Source organism: Variovorax sp. ZS18.2.2 (assembly GCF_024701975.1).
Classification (GTDB): Bacteria; Pseudomonadota; Gammaproteobacteria; order Burkholderiales; family Burkholderiaceae_C; genus Variovorax.
In genome coordinates this window covers 70076-91254 of record NZ_JANLNM010000014.1, presented here as the reverse complement: position 1 = coordinate 91254, position 21179 = coordinate 70076, and the positions used below count along the sequence as shown (strand labels likewise).

At 66.8% G+C, this 21179-nt stretch carries 18 protein-coding genes and 1 riboswitch; of the genes, 11 read left to right on the top strand and 7 right to left on the bottom strand.

Annotation, left to right across the window (positions count from 1 at the left end; all coding sequences use genetic code 11):
* Positions 1 to 13 precede the first annotated feature (13 nt).
* Positions 14 to 1885 (bottom strand): DUF1963 domain-containing protein, encoded by a 1872-nt coding sequence (locus NU688_RS32575; RefSeq protein WP_257865074.1) that lies wholly within the window; start codon positions 1883 to 1885, stop codon positions 14 to 16.
* A gap of 151 nt (positions 1886 to 2036) precedes the next feature.
* Between NU688_RS32575 and NU688_RS32570 the strand changes: the two genes are divergently transcribed.
* Positions 2037 to 3095, top strand: a complete 1059-nt coding sequence (locus tag NU688_RS32570) for a homocysteine S-methyltransferase family protein (RefSeq protein ID WP_257865073.1) — start codon at positions 2037 to 2039, stop codon at positions 3093 to 3095.
* Here NU688_RS32570 and NU688_RS32565 read toward each other — a convergent pair.
* Positions 3092 to 4006, bottom strand: a complete 915-nt coding sequence (locus NU688_RS32565) for a LysR family transcriptional regulator (protein WP_257865072.1) — start codon at positions 4004 to 4006, stop codon at positions 3092 to 3094. The two genes, NU688_RS32570 and NU688_RS32565, sit on opposite strands and share 4 nt — an antisense overlap.
* Positions 4007 to 4106: 100 nt before the next feature.
* Between NU688_RS32565 and NU688_RS32560 the strand changes: the two genes are divergently transcribed.
* The gene (locus NU688_RS32560) at positions 4107 to 4580 is read left to right on the top strand and encodes a PACE efflux transporter (protein WP_257865071.1); all 474 of its coding nucleotides are present in this window, start codon (positions 4107 to 4109) and stop codon (positions 4578 to 4580) included.
* Here NU688_RS32560 and NU688_RS32555 read toward each other — a convergent pair.
* The gene (locus NU688_RS32555; protein WP_257865070.1) at positions 4477 to 5439 is read right to left on the bottom strand and encodes a lipase secretion chaperone; all 963 of its coding nucleotides are present in this window, start codon (positions 5437 to 5439) and stop codon (positions 4477 to 4479) included. The two genes, NU688_RS32560 and NU688_RS32555, sit on opposite strands and share 104 nt — an antisense overlap.
* Positions 5440 to 5458: 19 nt before the next feature.
* Positions 5459 to 6505, bottom strand: a complete 1047-nt coding sequence (locus NU688_RS32550; RefSeq protein WP_257865069.1) for a triacylglycerol lipase — start codon at positions 6503 to 6505, stop codon at positions 5459 to 5461.
* Positions 6506 to 6807: 302 nt separating this feature from the next.
* A riboswitch (S-adenosyl-L-homocysteine riboswitch) is annotated at positions 6808 to 6881 on the top strand.
* A gap of 55 nt (positions 6882 to 6936) precedes the next feature.
* Between NU688_RS32550 and metH the strand changes: the two genes are divergently transcribed.
* Genes metH through NU688_RS32530 form a run of 4 tightly spaced genes read left to right on the top strand, consistent with a single transcriptional unit; the run spans position 6937 to position 12869 of the window.
* Complete coding sequence (gene metH / locus NU688_RS32545) at positions 6937 to 9651, top strand: methionine synthase (RefSeq protein WP_257865068.1); 2715 nt, start codon at positions 6937 to 6939, stop codon at positions 9649 to 9651.
* A 52-nt stretch (positions 9652 to 9703) separates the two neighbouring features.
* A complete protein-coding gene (locus NU688_RS32540; protein ID WP_257865067.1) occupies positions 9704 to 11506 on the top strand; it encodes a glycosyltransferase family 39 protein in 1803 nt (600 codons plus the stop codon).
* Positions 11503 to 12483 carry a glycosyltransferase gene (locus NU688_RS32535; protein WP_257865066.1) on the top strand — a complete coding sequence of 327 codons (981 nt, stop codon included), beginning with the start codon at positions 11503 to 11505 and terminating at the stop codon, positions 12481 to 12483. Before NU688_RS32540 ends, NU688_RS32535 begins: the two co-directional genes overlap by 4 nt.
* On the top strand, positions 12480 to 12869 hold the full coding sequence (locus tag NU688_RS32530; RefSeq protein WP_257865065.1) for a GtrA family protein: 390 nt from the start codon (positions 12480 to 12482) through the stop codon (positions 12867 to 12869). Before NU688_RS32535 ends, NU688_RS32530 begins: the two co-directional genes overlap by 4 nt.
* 144 nt (positions 12870 to 13013) lie before the next feature.
* On the opposite strand, the gene NU688_RS32525 is transcribed toward NU688_RS32530, so the two are convergent.
* The 3 genes from NU688_RS32525 to NU688_RS32515 are packed head-to-tail and all read right to left on the bottom strand — an operon-like array spanning position 13014 to position 15727.
* A complete protein-coding gene (locus NU688_RS32525; protein ID WP_257865064.1) occupies positions 13014 to 14213 on the bottom strand; it encodes an amidohydrolase family protein in 1200 nt (399 codons plus the stop codon).
* Positions 14159 to 14932 (bottom strand): TetR family transcriptional regulator, encoded by a 774-nt coding sequence (locus NU688_RS32520; protein WP_257865062.1) that lies wholly within the window; start codon positions 14930 to 14932, stop codon positions 14159 to 14161. The genes NU688_RS32525 and NU688_RS32520 overlap by 55 nt, the downstream gene beginning before the upstream one ends.
* A 21-nt stretch (positions 14933 to 14953) precedes the next feature.
* Positions 14954 to 15727 carry a ferredoxin--NADP reductase gene (locus NU688_RS32515; RefSeq protein ID WP_257865061.1) on the bottom strand — a complete coding sequence of 258 codons (774 nt, stop codon included), beginning with the start codon at positions 15725 to 15727 and terminating at the stop codon, positions 14954 to 14956.
* A gap of 311 nt (positions 15728 to 16038) precedes the next feature.
* Between NU688_RS32515 and NU688_RS32510 the strand changes: the two genes are divergently transcribed.
* From NU688_RS32510 to NU688_RS32490, 5 genes are all read left to right on the top strand, one after another.
* The gene (locus tag NU688_RS32510) at positions 16039 to 17664 is read left to right on the top strand and encodes a 6-hydroxynicotinate reductase (protein WP_257865060.1); all 1626 of its coding nucleotides are present in this window, start codon (positions 16039 to 16041) and stop codon (positions 17662 to 17664) included.
* Between the two features lie 3 nt (positions 17665 to 17667).
* Positions 17668 to 18576 carry a UPF0280 family protein gene (locus NU688_RS32505; protein WP_257865059.1) on the top strand — a complete coding sequence of 303 codons (909 nt, stop codon included), beginning with the start codon at positions 17668 to 17670 and terminating at the stop codon, positions 18574 to 18576.
* Positions 18577 to 18596: 20 nt separating this feature from the next.
* A complete protein-coding gene (locus NU688_RS32500) occupies positions 18597 to 19238 on the top strand; it encodes an amino acid synthesis family protein (protein ID WP_257865058.1) in 642 nt (213 codons plus the stop codon).
* 39 nt (positions 19239 to 19277) lie between these two features.
* The gene (locus NU688_RS32495; protein WP_257865057.1) at positions 19278 to 19862 is read left to right on the top strand and encodes an amino acid synthesis family protein; all 585 of its coding nucleotides are present in this window, start codon (positions 19278 to 19280) and stop codon (positions 19860 to 19862) included.
* Between the two features lie 62 nt (positions 19863 to 19924).
* Positions 19925 to 21130, top strand: a complete 1206-nt coding sequence (locus tag NU688_RS32490; protein WP_257865056.1) for an ABC transporter substrate-binding protein — start codon at positions 19925 to 19927, stop codon at positions 21128 to 21130.
* Positions 21131 to 21179: the final 49 nt, after the last annotated feature.

Sequence of the window (21179 nt, the reverse complement as noted above, 5' to 3'; positions counted from 1 at the left end):
GCTGGGCGGCGCCTCAGCTGCTTTCCAGGCTCACGAAGACCCGCGAGAAGTCACCCAGCGCGAGGTCCTTCATGTGGATGCTGTAGGTCAGCGTGCCCGCATCCCAGAAGCAGAATCCGTTCGGGCGCCTGTCCGATTCGAGCGCCAGCAGGTTGATCCATTCGCCGGGCAGGCCGCCCTTCGCATCGGAGGCCTGCTCCTCGGGCGTCTTGTGCTGCGTGAACACATGCGCGTTGACGAGGTGGCAGCGATCCTCCTTGCCGGAGAGTTCCTCGTCGAGCGCCCAGTAGGCCTTCTGCAGCTTCTCGTCCTCCTCGATCTTCATCAGCACCGCATCGCGGCCGGTCCAGCGGTCCTGGGCGCCATACAGATTGGGCACGGACACCGTGGCGTCGGCGACGGCCTTGAGGCCCGGGTACAGGTCGTCGGCAAATCCGTTCTCGAACCGGACGTCTTCCGGGTACGCGTAGGTGACGAGCGATTCCAGCGGCGCCGTGGAATGGACCACCAGAGATTTCTCCAGCGACTCCTGATCCTCGCCGAAGAAATACAGCATGCCCTCGCGCGGCAGGTAGGGCTGCAGTGGCGCGACTTCGGCCAGGTTCAGCTGCGCGTAGAAGCGCCAGTGGCTGCCGCCGTCGGACAGCGGAAACGCCATGCCCGGCGGCAGGTCGGGCGCGCCGCCGAAGCGGGTGTTGCCCTTGTGCGCATAGTCCTCGGGTTCGGTGGTCCGGTAGCGCACCGCGCGGCGGGCCACCCGCTGCAGCGCAGGCAGGTAGCGCTTGAGCTTGTGCTTGCCGCAGGCGGCCGCCAGCAGCTGCGTGTACAGGTCGTCTCCCTGCGCGAGGAACTGTGCGGGCGCCATGGGCACATTGACATCCTTGCGGTACGTGATGTCCTGGTAGAGCGCCTGCAGTTTTCTCTCGAGGTTGACCTTCTCGATTTTCTTGAGCGACGCGGGCAGCGACACGAACGGATTCTTCTCGACGGCCAGCAGGCGCAGGGCCGGCAGGTCGCCGATGCATTCCGGCAGGCTCTCGAGCGCGTTGCCATTGAGCAGCAACCGCTGCAGGCGTGGGAGCTTGCAGATGCTTTCGGGCAGGCGCTCGAGCTGGCCGTATTCCATCGAGAGCACTTCGAGCTGCGCGAGCGCGCCGAAGTCGTCGGGCAACTGCACGATGCTCGAATTGCGGATGAACAGCTCTTTGAGTTCGCCGAGCGCACAGAAGGCATCGGGCAAAGCGGTGAAGGGCGCGTACTTGGGGTACGCGAACTGCAGCGACAGGAACTCCAGCCTGGAGAAGCGCAGGATCTCCGGCGGAAACGCGTCGAACCTTGGGGTGCCCTGCTCCCAGGGCTGCGCGATGAGAAGCCGCTGCACGCGTTCGGGCGGTACTTCGGCCGCTTCGGCCAGGCTGGTGTATGTGTGCGGCTTCAACACCACCTCGCCCGGCTCGAAGGCCTTGCGCACGTGGATGGCAACGCTGTCCGCACCGTCGCCCGAGTAGGCCTTCATGACGCCGCGGATCTCGACGAACGATGGCGTGAGCGTCACCTCGCCCTGGAACCTGTCCCAGGCGAAGCCGCGTTCGTACAGGTGGAAGTCATGCGTGGCCGGCCTCGTCTGCGGCACTTGCACCACGCGATGCGCTTCGGCGGTCTTGTCGTAGAAGAAGAACGGGCCGTAGGTGCCGAAGCGCGGCGCGATCGTGCCTTCCGAGGGGTTGTCCACGTCGTCGGGCTGGAAAGCCGGTGCATGCAGCGCCTTGTCGAACGCGACGGGCAGCGTGTGCAGCTCGAACTGCATCCCGCCATCGACGAACTGGGCCGAGGTTTCGGGGGCGAAGGCGAAATGGGCGTTGCCCACCTGGAAGATGTCCTGCATGGCGAAGCGCGCTCCTTGGGAACCCCCACATTGCCAGAGGCCGAAGTGGCAGGCAAGACAAGCCCCGGGCCCGCCGGCGGGCATGCGCGCGCCCCTTGCGCCAAGCCCGCCCGCGCGCAGGGCGATGCACGGCTTTCTACAATCGAGGGCTATGAAGCCCCTCGTCTACACCCGCGGCCAGGCCCTGGCCGGCATCCTCGAAAAGCGCATCGCCATCCTCGATGGCGCGATGGGCACGATGATCCAGCGCTTCAAGCTCACCGAGGAGCAGTACCGCGGCGAGCGCTTCAAGGACTTCGAGCGCGACGTGAAGGGCAACAACGAACTGCTCTCGCTCACCCGGCCCGACGTCATCTCAGACATCCACGAGGGCTACCTCGCCGCCGGCGCCGACCTCATCGAGACCAACACCTTCGGCGCGACCACCATCGCGCAGGAGGACTACAAGATGGCGCACCTGGCGCGCGAGATGAACCTCGAATCCGCCCGCATCGCGCGCGCGGCCTGCGACAAGTTCAGTACCCCCGACAAGCCCCGCTTCGTGGCCGGCGCCCTCGGCCCGACGCCCAAGACCGCGAGCATCAGCCCCGACGTGAACGATCCGGGCGCACGCAACGTCGATTTCGAGTCGCTGCGCGAGGCCTATTACGAGCAGACCGAGGCGCTGGTCGAAGGCGGCGCCGACGTGATCCTGGTCGAGACGATCTTCGACACGCTCAACGCCAAGGCCGCGCTTTTCGCGGTGGACGAGTATTTCGACAACAGCGGCCAGCGCCTGCCGCTCATCATCAGCGGCACCGTCACCGACGCTTCTGGCCGCATCCTGAGCGGCCAGACCGTCACCGCGTTCTGGCACAGCGTGCGGCATGCGCGCCCGCTGGCCATCGGCCTGAACTGCGCGCTGGGCGCGGCGTTGATGCGCCCCTACATCCAGGAGCTGGCGCGCGTGGCGGGCGACACCTTCATCAGCTGCTACCCGAACGCGGGCTTGCCCAATCCGATGAGCGACACCGGCTTCGACGAGACGCCCGATGTCACCTCGCGCCTCTTGCACGAGTTCGCGGCCGCGGGGCTGGTGAACATCGTGGGCGGCTGCTGCGGCACGACACCAGACCACATCGCGGCGATCGGCCGTGCGGTGGCGCCGGTGGCGGGACGCGCGCTCGGCGGCAACAGCGCCGGCTTCTACCGCGAAGCGGAAGCCGCCTAGCTGGCTGCGGCGTGCGCGGCCGCCTGCCGGTCGCGCGCGATCAGCGCCACGAAGCGCTGCGCGCCCAGCCCCAGCGGGCGCTCCCTCGACCACACCACGTCGACCCACAGGTCGAGCCCGTTGCTGAGGTTCTCGAACGGAATCTCGACCAGCGCGCCCGCCGCCACGTGCGGCCGCGCGAAATTGCGCGGGAGCCACCCCCAGCCCAGGCCCGCGGTGATCAGGCTCAGCGCCGCCAGCGCGTTGTCGGTGCGCCAGACGTGGCGCGCGAACACGAAGCGTGGGTCGCTGGTGGCCAGGTCGCGTCCGGCGACCACGATCTGGCGCGTGTTCGTGAGGTGCTCTTCCCGCAGCCGCTCGCCGGCCGCCGCGACGAGCGCCGGGTGATAGGGCGCCATCACGGCCACCATCGTGTCGCTGCCCACTTCCTGAAAACCTTCGCGGCCGTCCAGGCTCGGGCGCTCGAACACCAGCGCCAGTTGCGCGCGGCCGCTGTGCAGCAGCGTGAGCGCATCGGCCTGCGGCGCGGCGAGCACCTCGACCTGCAGCAGCGGGTATTCCTGCGCCAGTTCGGCGAGCGGCCCGCTCCAGGGCGCGGCCAGAAGTTCGGGCGCGATAGCGAGCGTCAGGCGGTTTTCCAGCCCCTGGGTGAGCGCGAGCGCCTGCACCTGCAACTGCTTGAGTTGCGCCGCGAGCATCCGCGCCTGCGGTTCCAGCGAACGAGCCGCAGCGGTGGGTTGTGGCTCGCGGCCCTTGCGGTCGAACAGGGGCAGGTCGAGCTCGGCTTCGAGGCCGGCGATGGCCATGCTCACGGCCGACGGCACCTTGTGCAGCGCCCGCGCGGCGGCTGAAAACGAGCCGTGGTCGATCACGGCCAGGAACACCTCGACGTTGTCGCTGGAGAAGGCCATGGTGTCCGATCTATCAATTTAATTGAAATAAGATGACTTTTTATATCAGTAAATAGCAAATAAAGTCCACCCATCGCATTCAAGTTCAAGAGGAAAAGTCATGCAAGGGCTCCAGCGTCGTGTCGTCTACATCTCCCTGTACGAAGGGATCGCCATCGTGTGCGCCAGCGCCGGCCTGGCCCTGATGACGGACGCCGGGCTCGGCCATTCCGGCGTGCTGGCGGTGGCGGCTTCGGTCGTCGCGGTGATCTGGAACCTGATCTTCAATGCGCTGTTCGAGCGCTGGGAATCGCGCCAGGCCGTGCGCGGGCGCAGCGTGCGCCGCCGCATCGCCCACGCCATCGGCTTCGAGGGCGGGCTGATCGCGTTCCTGGTGCCCATGTTCGCCTGGGGCCTGGGCGTCACGCTCTGGCAGGCGCTGGTGATGGACCTGGGCCTGGTGCTGTTCTTCCTGGTCTACACCTTCGTCTTCAACTGGGGCTTCGACCGGGTGTTTGGCCTGCCGCGTTCGGCGCAGGTCGTGCCGAACGCAATGCCAGCGCCCCGCTCAGGCGCAAGCGCTCCCGCTCGTTGAAGAGCGACTCGCGCAGCTGCTCCTGCTGCTCCGGGGGCGCGTTGGCGTACTGGTCGAGGCGGCTGTTCCAGTCCCGGTTTTCCTGGTCCAGCGCAGCCAGCTGGCGGGCTGCCTCGTAGCCGTAGGCGGCGCTGCGTTCGGCAAAGCGCTCCTGGGCGCTGGCGCCGCGCGCGTCCATGGCGTCGGTCTGGCGCTGCACGTCGACCTGGGCGGTGAAGGCGCGCCGCTGTTCGCGCTGCTCCGGTGTGAGCAGGGCCTCTTCGCTGCGCTTGGCGGCGGCTTCGCGCTCCTCGGGCGTGAGGTTGGCGTCGCGGGCGAGTGCCATCTTGTCGGCCATGAGGGCGTCCTGGCGGATCTCGTCGCCGAAGAGACCTTCGATTTCCTCGGGCGCGAAGTACCTGCGGCGCACTTCGGCGCGCGCCTCGATGGTCTTGCGCATCGAAGCTGGGTCGCCGGCGTCGGGTGGCGGCAGGGCCTGCATGGCTTCCTGCATGTCGATGTAGCGCTCGAGCAGGCCCATCGCGCGCGCGACCAGTTCGGCGGGCAGGCGCTTGGCGAGGAGGCCGGGGGCCATCGCCATGAAGGCGGCCTTGCCGGTGGCCTGCGCCTCGGCGAGCGCGCTCTCGAAGATGAGGATGAGCGATGGGTTCAGCATGGCGTCGGGGGCGGGGTGAGCATCGCTCGTCGGCTGTGCCGTTGCCGGCACCGCGCCGCCCGGGGCGGGGGCGGCGGAAGTCGCCACCACCGTCTCCGGGGCGTCGGCCGGAGACAGCCCGTCCACCAGCCACCATCCGGCAAGGATGGCGAGCACCGCAGCGCCCGCCATCGCGCCGAGCTGCAGCGGCCTCGCTTTTTTCACAGCAGGACGCACCGCATCGTCAGAGGCCTGCGCTCTTCAATCGCGCGGCCTGCTCTTGGTAGAGCTGCACCGGCTTCTTCTCGAACAGCGTCCACAGCCCGATGTAGGTCAGGCCGAAGAGCTGGTTGACCTCGTCCAGGTGGTTCTGGCGGTAGTCGCCCAGGTGCGTGCCCAGGCGCGTGGAGCACACGGCCAGGAGGCCGTCGTTGGTCTCGCTCCCGAAGGCGACGAGGCTCAGCCCGCCCATGGCCACGTCGCTCGCATCGAACGCGTTGGTGAGCGGCTGTACGCCGGACCACGAGTAGTAGCGCACGCCGTTCGCTTCGGCCGGGCCGCTCTTCACGTCGCAGGAGGAGCCCGGGGCTGGACGGCCCTGCGGAAACTTCTTGTCGAAGGCCGCGCCGCCCGCGGTGGTGAGCGAATTCAGTGCGTTCAGCGGCACTTCGGGCAGCTGGCCCGCGTCCTTGCCCGAGATGGCGCCGAGCAGGAGCATCGCGAGCCGCAGCGTTTCCGCGACCACCGCCTCGGAGACGCTGCCTTCGGGAATCTTGCGCAAGAGGTCCGCCACCTTCGAGCCGCCGTTGGCGCCGCCCACAGAGGTGACCGAGGCGACCAGCCCGGGCTCCACCGCCGCCACGTAGCGCGCGGTGGGCGCGCCCTGCGAATGGCCGACGAGGTTGAACTTGAGCGACGCGTCGCCCGAGAGCGCCCGCAGGTTCTTCAGCTCCTGGATCAGCTGCTCGCCGCGGATCTCGGAGCTGTTGGCGCCCGAGACCTGGGCCACGTACACCTTCGCGCCCGCGCCGGCCAGGCTCTCGGGGATGCGATAGAAGTAGTCGATGCCCAGCACGTTGTCGAAGCCGAACAGGCCGTGCACCAGCACGATCGGGTTCTTCGTCTTCGCTTCGCTGGACGTCACCCGGGCCTGGACCTGCGTGGGGGTGTCGGTGATGGCCGCCTGGCTCACTTGGCTCAAGGTTGTCGTCCCCACCAGGCCGAAGAGCAGTGCGGCGCGGACCGGGCGAGCAGCGAGGCGCAGCAGCCTCGAATTCCTCTTTCTTGGCATATGTTCATTCCTTTGTTTTCAAATAAAAACACGAACGTTCGTTCTTCGACGAATTGCGCGCCCGCATTCTGTGGGGGCTGCCTGTGGGGCCCGACTAGGGCTTTCCCGCGGGCTCAGAAGCCGTGAATGAATCCGGCGTGCTCGAGCAGCCCGCTCCCGCGCGGCCAATCAAGGCGCAAAGCGCAGCCATAGCTCGGGCTATGGCGAGCATTTGCAACGCCGAGTGGGCGCGCGGGAGCGGGATGAGCGGGCATGGCGGATTCGTTCACGGCTTCTCAGGCGAACGCCCTTAAAATACATCCCCTCCCAAGGAGCGTTGCAGCGGTCCGCCCGGCGGGCCGTCAGGCTTGGGATTTCAAAACGACGCTCGCCTGTCCGTTCCTTTCGCAGGTGAGCCCATGGCGCAGACCCCACAGATTTCCGTTCCCCCCATGAAGTTGTCCGGCCTCGAGCCGGTCGCCATCGGCGCGGGCACGCTGTTCGTCAACATCGGCGAACGCACCAACGTCACCGGTTCCAAGGCCTTCGCGCGGATGATCCTGAACGGCCAGTTCGAAGAAGCCCTGGCCGTCGCGCGCCAGCAGGTCGAGAACGGCGCCCAGGTGATCGACATCAACATGGACGAGGCCATGCTCGACAGCAAGGTCGCGATGGTCCGGTTCCTCAACCTCATCGCGAGCGAGCCCGACATCGCGCGCGTGCCGGTGATGGTCGACAGCTCCAAGTGGGACGTGATCGAGGCTGGCCTGCGCTGCATCCAGGGCAAGGGCATCGTCAACTCCATCTCCATGAAGGAGGGCGTGGACAAGTTCAAGCACGAGGCCAAGCTGGTCAAGCGCTACGGTGCCGCCGCCGTGGTCATGGCCTTCGACGAAAAAGGCCAGGCCGACACCTACGAGCGCAAGGTCGAGATCTGCGAGCGTGCCTACCGCATCCTGGTGGACGAGGTGGGCTTCCCGCCCGAGGACATCATCTTCGACCCGAACATCTTCGCCATCGCCACCGGCATCGAGGAGCACGACAACTACGCGGTCGACTTCATCAACGCCGTGCGCTGGATCAAGGAGAACCTGCCGGGCGCGAAGGTGTCGGGCGGCGTGTCGAACGTGAGCTTCAGCTTCCGCGGCAACGACCCGATGCGCGAAGCCATCCACACCGTGTTTCTGTACCACGCGATCAAGGCGGGCATGGACATGGGCATCGTCAACGCCGGCATGGTGGGCGTGTACGACGACCTCGAACCCGAACTGCGCGAGCGCGTGGAAGACGTGGTGCTCAACCGGCGTCCGGATGCTGGCGAGCGCCTGGTCGAAGTGGCCGAAACCGCCAAGAGCGGCGCCAAGGACGAGAGCAAGCGCCTCGAATGGCGCGGCACGCCGGAGAACCCGGTGCACGTCAACCAGCGCCTCTCGCACGCCATGGTGCACGGCATCACCGACTTCATCGTCGAGGACACCGAAGAGGCCTACCAGCAGATTCTTGCCAAGGGCGGCCGTCCGCTGCACGTGATCGAAGGCCCGCTCATGGACGGCATGAACATCGTGGGCGACCTGTTCGGCGCCGGCAAGATGTTCCTGCCGCAGGTGGTGAAGTCGGCGCGCGTGATGAAGTCCGCCGTCGCTCACCTGCTGCCCTACATCGAGGAAGAAAAGCTGCGCGACGAGGCCGCGGGCCGCGACGTGCGCACCAAGGGCAAGATCATCATCGCCACGGTGAAGGGCGACGTGCACGACATCGGCAAGAACATCGTGACCGTCGTGCTCCAGTGCAACAACTTCGAAGTGGTGAACATGGGTGTGATGGTCCCGTGCCACGAAATTCTGGCGCGTGCCAAGGTCGAGGGGGCGGACATCGTGGGCCTGTCGGGCCTCATCACGCCGAGCCTGGAAGAAATGCAGTACGTGGCCGGCGAGATGCAGCGCGACGACCATTTCCGCATCAAGAAGATCCCGCTGATGATCGGCGGCGCCACCACCAGCCGCGTGCACACGGCCGTGAAGATCGCGCCGCACTACGAAGGCCCCGTGGTCTACGTGCCCGATGCGTCGCGCAGCGTGAGCGTGGCGCAGTCGCTGCTCAGCGACCAGGCCACCGCGTACATCGACGAGATCAACGCAGATTACGAGAAGGTGCGCACGCAGCACGCCAACAAGAAGCAGGTGCCGATGTGGCCGCTCGCCAAGGCGCGCGCCAACAAGACGCCGATCGACTGGTCGAACTACGTGCCGCCTGTGCCCAAGTTCATCGGCCGCCGCGTGTTCAAGAACTACGACCTCACCGAGCTCGCCAAGTACATCGACTGGGGCCCGTTCTTCCAGACCTGGGACCTCGCCGGCCCGTTCCCCGCCATCCTCAAGGACGAAGTCGTCGGCACCGAGGCCGTGCGCGTGTACGCCGACGGCCAGCGCATGTTGAAGCGCCTGATCGAAGGCCGCTGGCTCAGCGCGGCCGGCATTGTCGGCTTCTGGCCCGCCAACACGGTGAACGACGACGACATCGAGCTCTACACGGACGAGACGCGCAGCGAAGTCGCGCTCACCTGGTACGGCATGCGCCAGCAGACCGAGAAGCAGGTGATCGACGGCGTGATGCGCCCGAGCCGGTGCCTGGCCGACTTCGTCGCGCCGAAGGACAGCGGCCTGAAGGACTATGTCGGTGTGTTCGCGGTCACCGCGGGCCTGGGCGTCGAGAAGAAAGAGAAGTACTTCATCGACGACCTGGACGATTACTCGGCCATCATGCTCAAGGCCCTGGCCGACCGGCTGGCCGAGGCCTTTGCCGAATCGCTGCACCACCGCGCGCGCACCGACCTCTGGGGCTACGCACCCGACGAGGGCCTGAGCAACGAGGACATGATCGGCGAGAAGTACCGCGGCATCCGCCCCGCGCCCGGCTACCCGGCCTGTCCGGACCACAGCGTGAAGGGCCCGATGTTCGACCTTCTGGCCTGCGCGGACATTGGCATGACCCTGACGGAAAGCCTCGCTATGATGCCCGCCGCCAGCGTCAGTGGTTTCTACCTGAGCCACCCCGATGCGACGTACTTCAACGTCGGCAAGATCGGGCACGACCAGTTGCAGGACCAGGCCGCGCGGCGCAAGGAGAGCGAGTCCGATCTGGAGCGGCTCCTCGCGCCCAACCTTTGAACCTGCCGGCCGGCGTGGCCGACCGGCACCGGGAGTTGTTATTCAGAAGCTGATGTTTGCAGCCGCGCACTACGCGGCACTCGTGGTTTTCGTCGTCAGCTGCTGGGGATGGGGGCGCGGCGTGCTGGCTCGCCTGGCGCCGCCGCCGCGGCGCGATGGCTGGCTCGAAGCCGCGGTGGCGGTCGTGCTCGGCGTCGGGCTCTTCATCTGTGCGTTCCAGGTGCTCGCGATCTTCGGCGTGTTCAAGATCGGCACCACACTGGCGGTGATTGCTGCCGGCGTCGTCGTCGCCGCGCTGCAGCTGCCCTCCTGGCTGCGCGAGCGGCGCACGCTGAGCGCAAGCGCCGTCGCCGTGCCGTGGACCTACTTCGACCGCATCGCGATGGTCGCGCTGGTGCTCGTCGCGCTGCCCGCACTGGTCGCACCGCTCGCGCCACCGGCCGCCTTCGACGAGTTGATGTACCACCTGCCCTACGCACGCGAAGTCGCGCAGCAGGGCTCGCTCGGCATCCACGAGTGGCTGCGCTATCCCTGGTTTCCGTACAACTACAACCTGCTCTACGCCGCCGCCCTGCAGGTGGGCGACGACGTGTTGCCGCACTTCCTGAACGCGCTGGCGGGCGGCCTCTCGGTGGTGATGATCTATCGCCTCGGCATGCTGCATGCCAATCGGCTCACCGCCTGCATCGGCGCGGCGATCTGGCTGGGGCTCGGCGATTACTCGAATGCGCTGATCGACATGGGCGTGGCGCTCTTCGTGCTCACGGCCTGCGTGTCGCTGTGGTGGTGGCGCGAATCGGAGCCCGTGCACAGCGGCGTGCGCTGGCTCGGGCTTGCCGCCTTCTGCCTCGGCGTGGCCGCGGGCTCCAAGTACCAGGCGCTGGTCTTCATGCCGCTGGTGGCGTTCTTCGTGGTGTGGCACGAGCGCCGGCCCAAGGCCTGGGCGCTGGCGCTGCTGTGCTTCCTCATTCCGTGCATCTACTGGTATGCGCGCAACGCCGTCATGACCGGTGACCCGTTCAACCCGATCGGCGCGCGCGTGTTCGGCTTCAGCGAGTGGATTCCGGCCGACTACGTGCAGCAGCTGGCCGACGTGCGCGACCACGCCGAGATGCCGAACGCGCTGATCTGGTCCGTGTTCCTCGCGCCCTTCGGCGCCCTGTGGAAGCGCTCCGCCGCGGTGCGTGCCGCGGCCTGGTTCTGTTTCTATTCGCTGGCCGTGTGGGTCGTGACCTCGCGCTATCCGCGCTATCTGACGGCCTCGTTCCCGCTGCTCGCAATGACGGCGGCCATCGGCTGGCAGGTGTTGTTCGGCTGGATCACCGCGGGCGTGCGCCGCCTGTTCGGCATGAAGACGGCCACGACAGAAGGCGTGCCCGAGCTCACCAACCGGCGCAGCGCGGCCCGCATCGGCGACTGGGTCGTGGTGTTGCTCCTGGCCGTGCTGGCGGCGGTGTCGGTGCGACAGACCGCGGGCAAGGTCGCGATGATCTCGCCCACGCCCGAGACGCGCGAGGCCTTCCTGCGCCAGCATGTGCCGGGTTACGCCGTCATGGACTACCTGCGCCGCAACCCCACCGGCCGCGTCTACCAGATCGCGCTGAACGAGGCGATCTATTACGGCCCGAATCCGATCTGGGGCGACACGCTCGGCCCGTGGCGCTATGCCGACTTCCTGCTGCTCACGCCCGGCGACATGGCGAACAAGCTCGCCAGGCTGGGCTTCACCGCCATCGTCATGCCCGACCATCTGGCGCCGACGCTCGCGACCCGCGCCGGCTTCGACACCCACTTCGCCCCGCTATTCGCGCAAGATGGCAGCCGGGCCTACCGTATCCTTCCGACCGCACCATGACCGATGCCGATGACACCGTGACCCGACGGAGCGCCACGCCGCGCATTGCCGCGGTCATTCCGTGCTTCAACGAAGCGCTGGCCATCCGGCAGGTGGTCGAGGGCTTCCGCGCGGCCCTGCCGGCCGACGCCGAGATCCACGTGTTCGACAACAACTCGACCGACGACACGGCGGCCGTCGCGCGCGCGGCCGGCGCCATCGTCACGCACGTGGCGGTGCCCGGCAAAGGCAACGTGGTGCGGCGCATGTTCGCCGACGTGGAGGCCGACATCTACGTGATGGTCGACGGCGACGCCACCTACGAGACCGCCGCCGCGCCGCGCCTCATCCAGCGGCTGGTCGATGGCAACCTCGACATGGTGGTGGGCAACCGCGTGGACGACGGGCAAAACGCGCTCACCTACCGCGCCGGCCACCGCCTGGGCAACCGCATGCTCACCGGCGCGGTGGTACAGCTGTTCGGCGGCGGCCTGACCGACATGCTCTCGGGCTACCGCGTGTTCTCGCGGCGCTATGCGAAGTCGTTCCCGGCGCTGTCGCGCGGCTTCGAGATCGAGACCGAGCTCACCGTGCACGCGTTGGAGCTGCGCATGCCCTGGGCCGAGGAAAGCACTGCCTACAGCACGCGCCCCGAGGGCTCGCACAGCAAGCTGTCGACCTACCGCGACGGCTGGCGCATCCTCAAGACCATCTGCAAGCTCTTCGTGAGCGAGCGGCCGCTGCAGTTCTTCTCGATCATCGCGGCGCTGCTCGCGGCAGGCGCGGTCGCATTGGTCATTCCGCTCCTCGTCACCTACATGCACACCGGTCTGGTGCCGCGGATCCCCACGGCGGTGCTGGCCACCGGCGCGATGCTGGGGGCAATGCTGTCGATGGTCTGCGGCGTCGTGATGCACGCCGTGACGCTCGGGCGGAGGGAGGCCAAGCGGCTGCGCTACCTGGCGATTCCGGGCGTGCGCAACTGCACCACGCGATGAAGCTGGGGCGGGAGTTCCTGTCGTTCGCCGTGGTCGGCGCGGCGGGCTTCGTGGTCGATGTGGTGGTGCTGTACCTGCTGGCGCCGTTGCTGGGCTGGTATGGCGCGCGAGTGCTGTCTTTCCTCGCGGCCGCTACCGCGACCTGGGCACTGAACCGGCGCTATACGTTCAATGCGCGAAGCGCCAACGGCTCCGTGCTGCGCGAGTATCTCGGCTACCTTGTGACCATGCTGGGCGGCGCCGTCGTCAACTACGGTGCCTATGTGCTCGTGCTGCATTGGGTCACGGGTGCCTGGGCGCCGGCGGCCGGCGTGGCGCTGGGCAGCTGCGCGGGGTTGGTCGTGAACTTCCTGTCCGCGCGCTATCTCGTGTTCAGGGCCAGGTAGGGTTCCCGTCTTGCTCCCTCTCCCCTCGGGGAGAGGGTTGGGGTGAGGGTCTGCGGTGCTCGCGAATGCGGTGCTTGTGCGAAGGCCGATGCCCTCACCCTAACCCTCTCCCGCAGGCGGGAGAGGGGACAAGACCGGTGCTGGTCAGTGCGCGCCTGACACCACCACCGGAATTTCGGTCGCAGGCGGCGTGTTGCGGCTGCGGCCGCAGCGCACGATGCCGTCGATCATCACCATGCCCACGCCCGGAATGTCGCCCAGCTGCACGCTTTCGAGCAAGCCCGGCGCGGGCGAGTGCTGCGCGCGGTCCATGAAGACGAAGTCGGCATCGCGGCCCACTTCGATCAGGCCGCAGTTGAGCTTGCGGATCTTCGCCGTGTTGCCGGTCGCGAAGCAGAACACCAGCTCGGCCGGGATGTTCGCGATGGACGACAGCATCGCCACCATGCGCAGGATCCCCAGCGGCTGCACGCCCGAGCCCGCGGGGCCGTCGGTGCCCAGGATCACGCGGTGCGGACACTTCAGTTCGAGGGCCGCCTTGGCCGCCGCGATGGCGACCTTCTCGTTGCCGTTGTGCACGATCTCGATTGCGCGCGAGCTCTTCTCGCACAGCTCGCACACATGGGCCTCGGGCAGCGAGGTGTGACCGCCGTTGATGTGGCCGATGATGTCGGCGTCGGCTTCGAGCACCACGTCCTTGTCGATCAGGCCCGAGCCCGGGATCGACGGACCGCCTGTGTGGATCGTGCTCTGGATGCCGTACTTGCGCGCCCACGCCACCATCTCCTTGGCTTCGTAGCCGGCCTTCACCGAGCCTAGGCCCACTTCGCCGAGCAGGCCCACGCCGGCTTCGGCGAGTTCCTTGAAGTCGCTCTCGACCATGCCCTTCTCGATGACCGGCGCGCCGGCCAGCACCTTCACGCCGCCGGGGCGGAAATTGTCGAAGGCGCGCTGCGCGGTGATGGCCAATGCCTTGAGGCCCACGATGTCCTTCGGGCGCCCCGGCAGGTGCACTTCACCTGCGGAAATCATGGTCGTGACGCCGCCGTGCATGGTCGAGTCGATCCAGCCGATCTGTCCCTGGCGCGGCGTCCAGTCGCCGAACACCGGGTGCACGTGGCTGTCGATGAGGCCCGGCGCGACGCAGGTTTTCTTCGCGTCGATGACGGTCTTCGCGCCTTCGAGATCGCAGTCCTTTTCCTTGCCGACCGCGACGATCAGGCCGTCGTTCACCACGATGGTGTCGGCGTCCAGGATGGGCTTGTCGATGTCGCCCGAGAGCAGCAGCCCTATGTTCTTGATGACGACCTTGCCCGACTTTGCGCCGGCTGCGATTTCTGCCATTTCGTGGTGTCCTCGTCGTGGGGTGGGGTGTTGTCTTGTTCCTGGATGTCGTCCGCGCGCACGGTGCGCAGCAGGGTCTCGATCACGAAGTCTTCCCAGTGCGTGATCGCCTCCGGCGACTCCAGCGGCTCGCCGAGGAAGGCGGTGAGCGTGTGGCGGTTGGAGGTATAGAAATAGCCGGTGGAGGCGATCAGCAGATAGATGTCGCGCGCCACAAGGTCCTTGCGGAACAGGCCCTGCGCCGAGCCGCTCGCAAGGATCTCAGCAATGATCGCCACCGCCCGCGACGAATACTCGCGCGCCCTGAGCGACTTGGAGATGTGCCGGCCCTTGTGCAGGTTCTCGGTGTTCAGCAGCGTCACGAACTCGGGGTTCTTGCGGTAGTAGCCGAGCACGAAGCGGATGACTTCGGTGAGCGCTTCCACGGGGCGGCTTGCATCGAGCGCGATCGCCGCCTCGGCATCGTCCATGCGCTGGTAGATGCCTTCGAGCACCGCGATGAAGAGGCCCTCTTTGCTGCCGAAGTAGTAGTAGATCATCCGGTCGTACGACTTGGCGGCCTTGGATATCTTCTCCACGCTGCCGCCGTCGTAGCCGTACTTGGCGAACACCTTGGTCGCCGATTTCAGGATGCTGTCGCGCGTGGCCTGCGCGGCCGCCTCGCGCACGCCCGTGCGGCGCTGGGGCTTGGGCTTTGAAGCGGTGCGGCTGTCGGCCATCGTGCGCGCGGTGTCCCTGGCTTACTTTTCTGCGAAGGCGCGTTCGACGACGAAGTCGCCTGGCGTGCTCGTGTTGCCTTCCTTGAAGCCGCGCTTCTCGAGGATGTGCTTCAGGTCGACCAGCAGACCGGGGCTGCCGCACAGCATCACGCGATCTTCTTCGACGTTGAGAGGCGGCAGGCCGAGGTCGTCGGTGAGCTTGTTGCTCTCGATCAGGTCGGTGATGCGGCCCTGGTTGCGGAACTCCTCGCGCGTGACGGTCGGGTAGTAGAGCAGCTGCTTCTCGATCATCTCGCCCAGGATCTCGTGCTTGGGCAGGTGGTCGGTCACGAGGTCGTGATAGGCCAGCTCGTCGACCTGGCGCACGCCGTGCACCAGGATGACCTGCTCGAACTTCTCGTAGGTTTCCGGGTCGCGGATGATGCTCATGAACGGTGCGAGGCCGGTGCCCGTGCCGAACAGGTACAGGCGCTTGGCGGGCAGCGTGTAGTCGATCAGCAGAGTGCCGGTGGGCTTGCGGCCCACGATGATGGTGTCTCCCACCTGGATGTGCTGCAGCTTCGAGGTGAGCGGGCCTTCTTCCACCTTGATGCTCAGGAACTCGAGGTGCTCCTCGTAGTTGGGGCTCACGATGCTGTAGGCGCGCAGCAGGGGCTTGTTGTTGACCTTCAGGCCGATCATCGTGAAATGACCGTTCGAGAAGCGCAGCGACGGGTCGCGCGTGGTGGTGAAGGTGAACAGGCGGTCGGTCCAGTGGTGGACGCTCAGGACGCGTTCTTCGTTGAAGGCACTCATACGGAACTCAATAGTGGTGAATGACAGGGGACTGGCTGAGCCGGAATGCACGCCCTTGGGGCGCAAGCCGCCGGCCGGCTCCGAACCCTCCATTGTCGTTGGTCGTAAAAACCCCGATGAACATCGCGAGAAAACACCATTGCAAGCATCGGGCCTGTTTGCTACATTGATCTCAAATGTAGTGAATGCAACATGAAAGTGTAGGGAATGCTACACAAACGGCAGGCGACGCACAAGCGGGCAGACGGCACGTTTGTTGCGAACCCCACCGGACCGGATTGCCCAACACATACCGCCCACGAGATCGCCCGATGACCGAACACACCAAGACAGACGGATTGCCCGGCATGGACATGCCGGTGGTCGCCGAAGCCGGCGCCAGCGCCTTCGGCAAGGCGCCGCCGCGCAACGACAAGATGAGCACCGCCAAGGTCGAGTGCAACGCCTGTCCGGTGCTCTGCCAGATTTCCGACGGCCGCACCGGCGCCTGCGACCGCTATGCCAACCGCGAAGGCGTGCTGGTACGCGTCGACCCCGTCGTGCTGCTGCGCCGCGAAATCGCAAGCGAGGCGCCGACGCTGGTGCCCTTCGATCGCCCGGCTGCCGACAAGAACGAAGTGATCGAAGTCGGCGCCCCCGACTGGAACGGCGACCTGCTGCACGCCGACGAAGTCTTCGTCACCGGCGTGGGCTCGTCCACCACGTACCCCGACTACAAACCCGCTCCCTTCATCGTGGCCTCCAAGGCCCAGGGCGTGGACATGGTCACCGTCGTCACCGAAGGCATCTTCAGCTACTGCAGCTTCAAGGTGAAGATCGACACCGACCGTTTCCTCGGCTCCGAGCAGGCCAACGTGCGCTACCGCGGCGAGGTCGTGGGCCATGTCACCACGGCCGAATACGGCTCGCAGATGCTGTCGCTCGGCGGCGTGCACCACCTCACCGGCGGCAGCAAGAAGGAAGGCCGCATGACGGCCGAGCTGATGCAGTTCCTGGGCAACAAGAAGGCGGTGGAGTGCACCATCGACGGCGGCTCCACGCTGGTGATCCAGGCCGGCAAGGCGCCCATCGTCAACGGCGTGGAAGAGCAACGCATGCGCGTGGGTTGCGGCTCCGCGGCGGTCGGCATCTTCGCGCGCCAGTTCGCGGGCGTGGCCGACGAGGTGGTGGTGGTCGACGACCACATCACCGGCGTGCTCACCGAACACCAGGCCGGCCGGTGCCTGGACATGGCGCCTTCGGGCATCCAGATGCTGGGCCGCAAGTCCACGCCGGGGCGCTACTTCCAGGTGGCGAACCCGGGCAACGGCTGGGGCGGCACCGACATCGCCGATCCGCTCGCGATTATCGAAGGCTGGGAAGAGGGCGTTGCGCGCCCGGGCCTGCGTCTCCTGATGACATCGACCACCGGCGAACACGCGCAGTGGTACGTGCTCGATGAGGCACTGAAGCCCATCGAACAGGAAATGCCTGCCGAAGTGAAGCGCATCGTCGACCGCATCGGCGAGAACTGCGAGCCCTCGCTGTGCACCGTGCTGTTCCTCGGCGGTGCCGGCGGCAGCCTGCGTGCCGGCGTGACCGAAAACCCGGTACTGCTGACGCGCGCCATCAAGCGCGCGCTGGTCAACGTCACCTGCGGCGGCGCACCCGCTTATGTGTGGCCCGGCGGCGGCATCACCGTGATGGCTGACGTCATGCGCATGCCCGACAACAGCTTCGGCACCGTGCCCACGCCGGCCATCGTCGCGCCCATCGAATTCAGCATGCGGCGCGCCGACTACGAAGCGCTCGGCGGCCACATGGAACACATCTTCTCGCTCGAACAGGCGCTCGCGCGCGGTGCGTGGCAGGACGACGGCGCGCCGCTCGCGCGTCAATGGCTCGTCATGGACGACGCCAACCCGTGGCCGCTCGGCCACGCACCCATGCTGGGCTGAACCATGTCCGCCCAACGCAGCCCGCTCGACGGCGGTCGCTGGCACTTCAACCACGGCCCGATTGACATCGTGGCCGAGGCGCACGGCGATCCGTATGCCGTCGCGGCCGCGCACGACGCGGCCTGGGCGCGCTTCGGCCACGTGCTCGACGAGCTGGTGCACGAGCTGCCGCTCTTGCGTTTGCCGGTGACCGACAAGATGCGCCCGCGTGGCGTCGTCGGGCAGCGCATGTGGGATGCGTGCGCGGCGTTCTTGCCGATGTTCATCACGCCGATGGCGGCGGTGGCGGGCTCGGTGGCGCAGGAGTTGATCGCTTTCTACGACCGCCCCGGCATCGAGCGTGCCTGGATCAACAACGGCGGCGACATCGCGCTGCACCTCGCGCCCGGGCAATCGGCGCGAGTGGGCGTGTTCGCAGACATCGCGCGCTTCGACTGGCGCGACCACAACAACGGCATCCTCACCACAGACGGCCAGTTCGAGCTGCATGCCGACGAGCCCGTGCGCGGCGTCGCCACCAGCGGCTGGCGCGGCCGCAGTTTCTCGCTGGGCATCGCCGACAGCGTGACGGTCCTGGCCGCCACCGCAGCACAGGCCGATGCGGCGGCGACAGTGATCGCCAACGCCGTCGATGTCGACGACGCCCTCATCCAGCGCAAGCCCGCCAGCGAATGCAAGGACGACAGTGACCTGGGCGACACCCTCGTCACCGTCGACGTGCCGCCGCTCGCACCGTCGCAGGTCAAGAGCGCACTCGATACGGGCGCGATCTGCGCCAAGGTCCTGCAAAAAGGAGGGCTCGTCTGGGCCGTTCTACTCGTTTGCCAGGGGCAGTTCCGACTTGTAGCGCCCTTATGCTCGAAGTCGCTGCAGACCGTGCGCCCGAAAACAGTTGGTTCAGTATTTGCTTAACGAAAGCAAGGTTCTTTTTCATGATCGAAATTCGTCGCGTCTTCACCCATGTCGAGCACATCCACCACGAGTTCGGACCGCGCGCCGACACCCCGTTGGTGCGCGGTGCCATCGGCGCGGTGCTGACCAATCCTTTCGCGGGTCGCTACGAGCCCGACATCCTGCCGATGATGGCGCTGCTCGACCCGGTGGGCGTGGACATGGCGCACAAGCTGCACGCCGCAATGGACGTGCCACTCGAACACATTTCCACCTACGGCAAGGGCGCCATCGTCGGCGCCGACGGCGAGCTGGAGCACGGTGCGCTCTGGCACGTACCCGGCGGCTACGCGATGCGCGAACTGCTCGGCTGGAAGGGCAGCCGCGTCGCCTACACCGCGGGCATCGCCGAAGAGAAAAAAGGCCAACCCGGCAATGCGCTCTCTATCGTGCCCTCGACCAAGAAGGTCGGCCCGCCCGGCGCCGCGCTCGATGTGCCGCTCACCAACATCAACGCGAGCTACGTGCGCGGCCAGTTCGACGCCATCGAGGTGCGCGTGCCCGGCGCGCCGGCGGCCGACGAGATCGTCTTCATCCTCGCGATGAGCACCGGCTACCGCGTGCACGCCCGCGTCGGCGGCCTGCTCGCGAAAGACATCAGCAAGTGGGACGGCCTGCGCTAAGCCCATGCATACAGAGACAAGACAAGGAACACACAGAACATGACCGCCAACATCCGCAAGCTCGTCATCCAGGTCGATGAAACCCGCAAGGAAATGGGCCAGGACGTGACGCCGCCCACGCGCCGCGCCGTCGCCATTGCCGTGATCGAGAACCCCTACGCCGGCCGCTACAGCGAGAACCTCGACGAGCTCATCGCCATCGGCGAAGAACTCGGCGCGCTGCTCGGCCAGAAGGCCGTCAAGGCGCTCGGCATCGAGCCCGGCCAGGCGCAGAGCTACGGCAAGGCCGCGATCGTCGGCGAGCGCGGCGAGCTCGAACATGCGGCGGCCGTCCTGCACCCCAAGCTCGGCGCACCGTTGCGCGTGGCGGTCGAGAAAGGCGCGGCGCTCGTGCCCTCGGCGAAGAAGCAGGGCACGCTCGGCACCGCCATCGACGTGCCGCTCGGCCATAAAGACGCCGCCTTCGTGCGCAGCCACTTCGATGCCATCGAGGCCCGCGTGTCCGATGCACCGCGCGCCAACGAAATCGTTGTCGCCGTGGCCGTGACCGACAGCGGCCGCCCGCTGCCGCGCATCGGCGGGCTGCAGGCCAGCGAGATCAAGGGCGAAGACGGTCTCCGCTGATCCGTCTTTTCACCGTCACCACCGCACACGTGTTTTCTGTTCGAACCCCTAGGAGCTTCCCGATGAATCCATTGCGCCTTGCCTTTTGCGCCGCTTCCGTCGTCACGCTGGCCACAGCCCTCGTCCCCGCGCATGCGCAGGGCGTGATCAAGATCGGCGAAATCAACAGCTACAAGGCGCAGCCCGCCTTCCTCGAGCCCTACAAGAAGGGCATGGAACTCGCCGTCGACGAGATCAACGCCAAGGGCGGCATCAACGGCAAGAAGATCGAGCTCATCAGCCGCGACGACAACGCCAACCCCGGCGACGCCGTGCGCGTGGCCGAAGAACTCATCTCGCGCGAGAAGATCGACGTGCTGGCCGGCGCGTTTCTCTCGAACACCGGCCTCGCGCTCACCGACTTCGCCAAGCAAAAGAAATTCTTCTACCTGGCCGCCGAACCGCTCACCGACAAGATCGTCTGGAGCAACGGCAACAAGTACACCTATCGCCTGCGTCCCTCGACCTACATGCAGGTCGCGATGCTGGTGCCCGAGGCCGCCAAGCTCAAGAAGAAGCGCTGGGCGATCGTGTACCCCAACTACGAATACGGCCAGTCGTCGGTCGCCACCTTCAAGACGCTCTTGAAGGCCGCGCAGCCCGACGTCGAGTTCGTCGCCGAGCAGGCGCCGCCGCTGGGCAAGGTCGATTCGGGCAGCGTGGTGCAGGCGCTGGCCGATGCCAAGCCCGACGCGATCTTCAACGTGCTCTTTGGCGCAGACCTCTCCAAGTTCGTGCGCGAAGGCAACACGCGCGGCCTCTTCAAGGACCGCGAGGTCGTGAGCGTGCTGACCGGCGAGCCCGAGTACCTCGACCCGCTGAAGGACGAAGCGCCCAACGGCTGGATCGTGACCGGCTACCCGTGGAACGGCGTGAAGACGCCCGAGCACAAGGCCTTCCTCGATGCCTACCAGGCCAAGTTCAAGGACTACCCGCGCCTCGGTTCGGTCGTTGGCTACAGCGCGATCCACTCGATCGCGGCGGGCATCAAGAAGGCTGGCAGCACCGACACCGAAAAACTCGTCGCGGCCTTCAAGGGCCTGCAGGTCGACACGCCCTTCGGCAAGATCAACTACCGCGCGCAGGACAACCAGTCCACCATGGGCGCGTATGTCGGCAAGACCAAGAACGACGGCGGCAAGGGCGTGATGGTCGATTACGTGTACCTGGACGGTGCCAAGTTCCAGCCGAGTGATGACGAAGTGAAGAAGATGCGCCCTGCGGACTGACCGCACGGCTCCTGCAACGCGCCTGCCGCCGCTCTGATCGAGCGCGGCA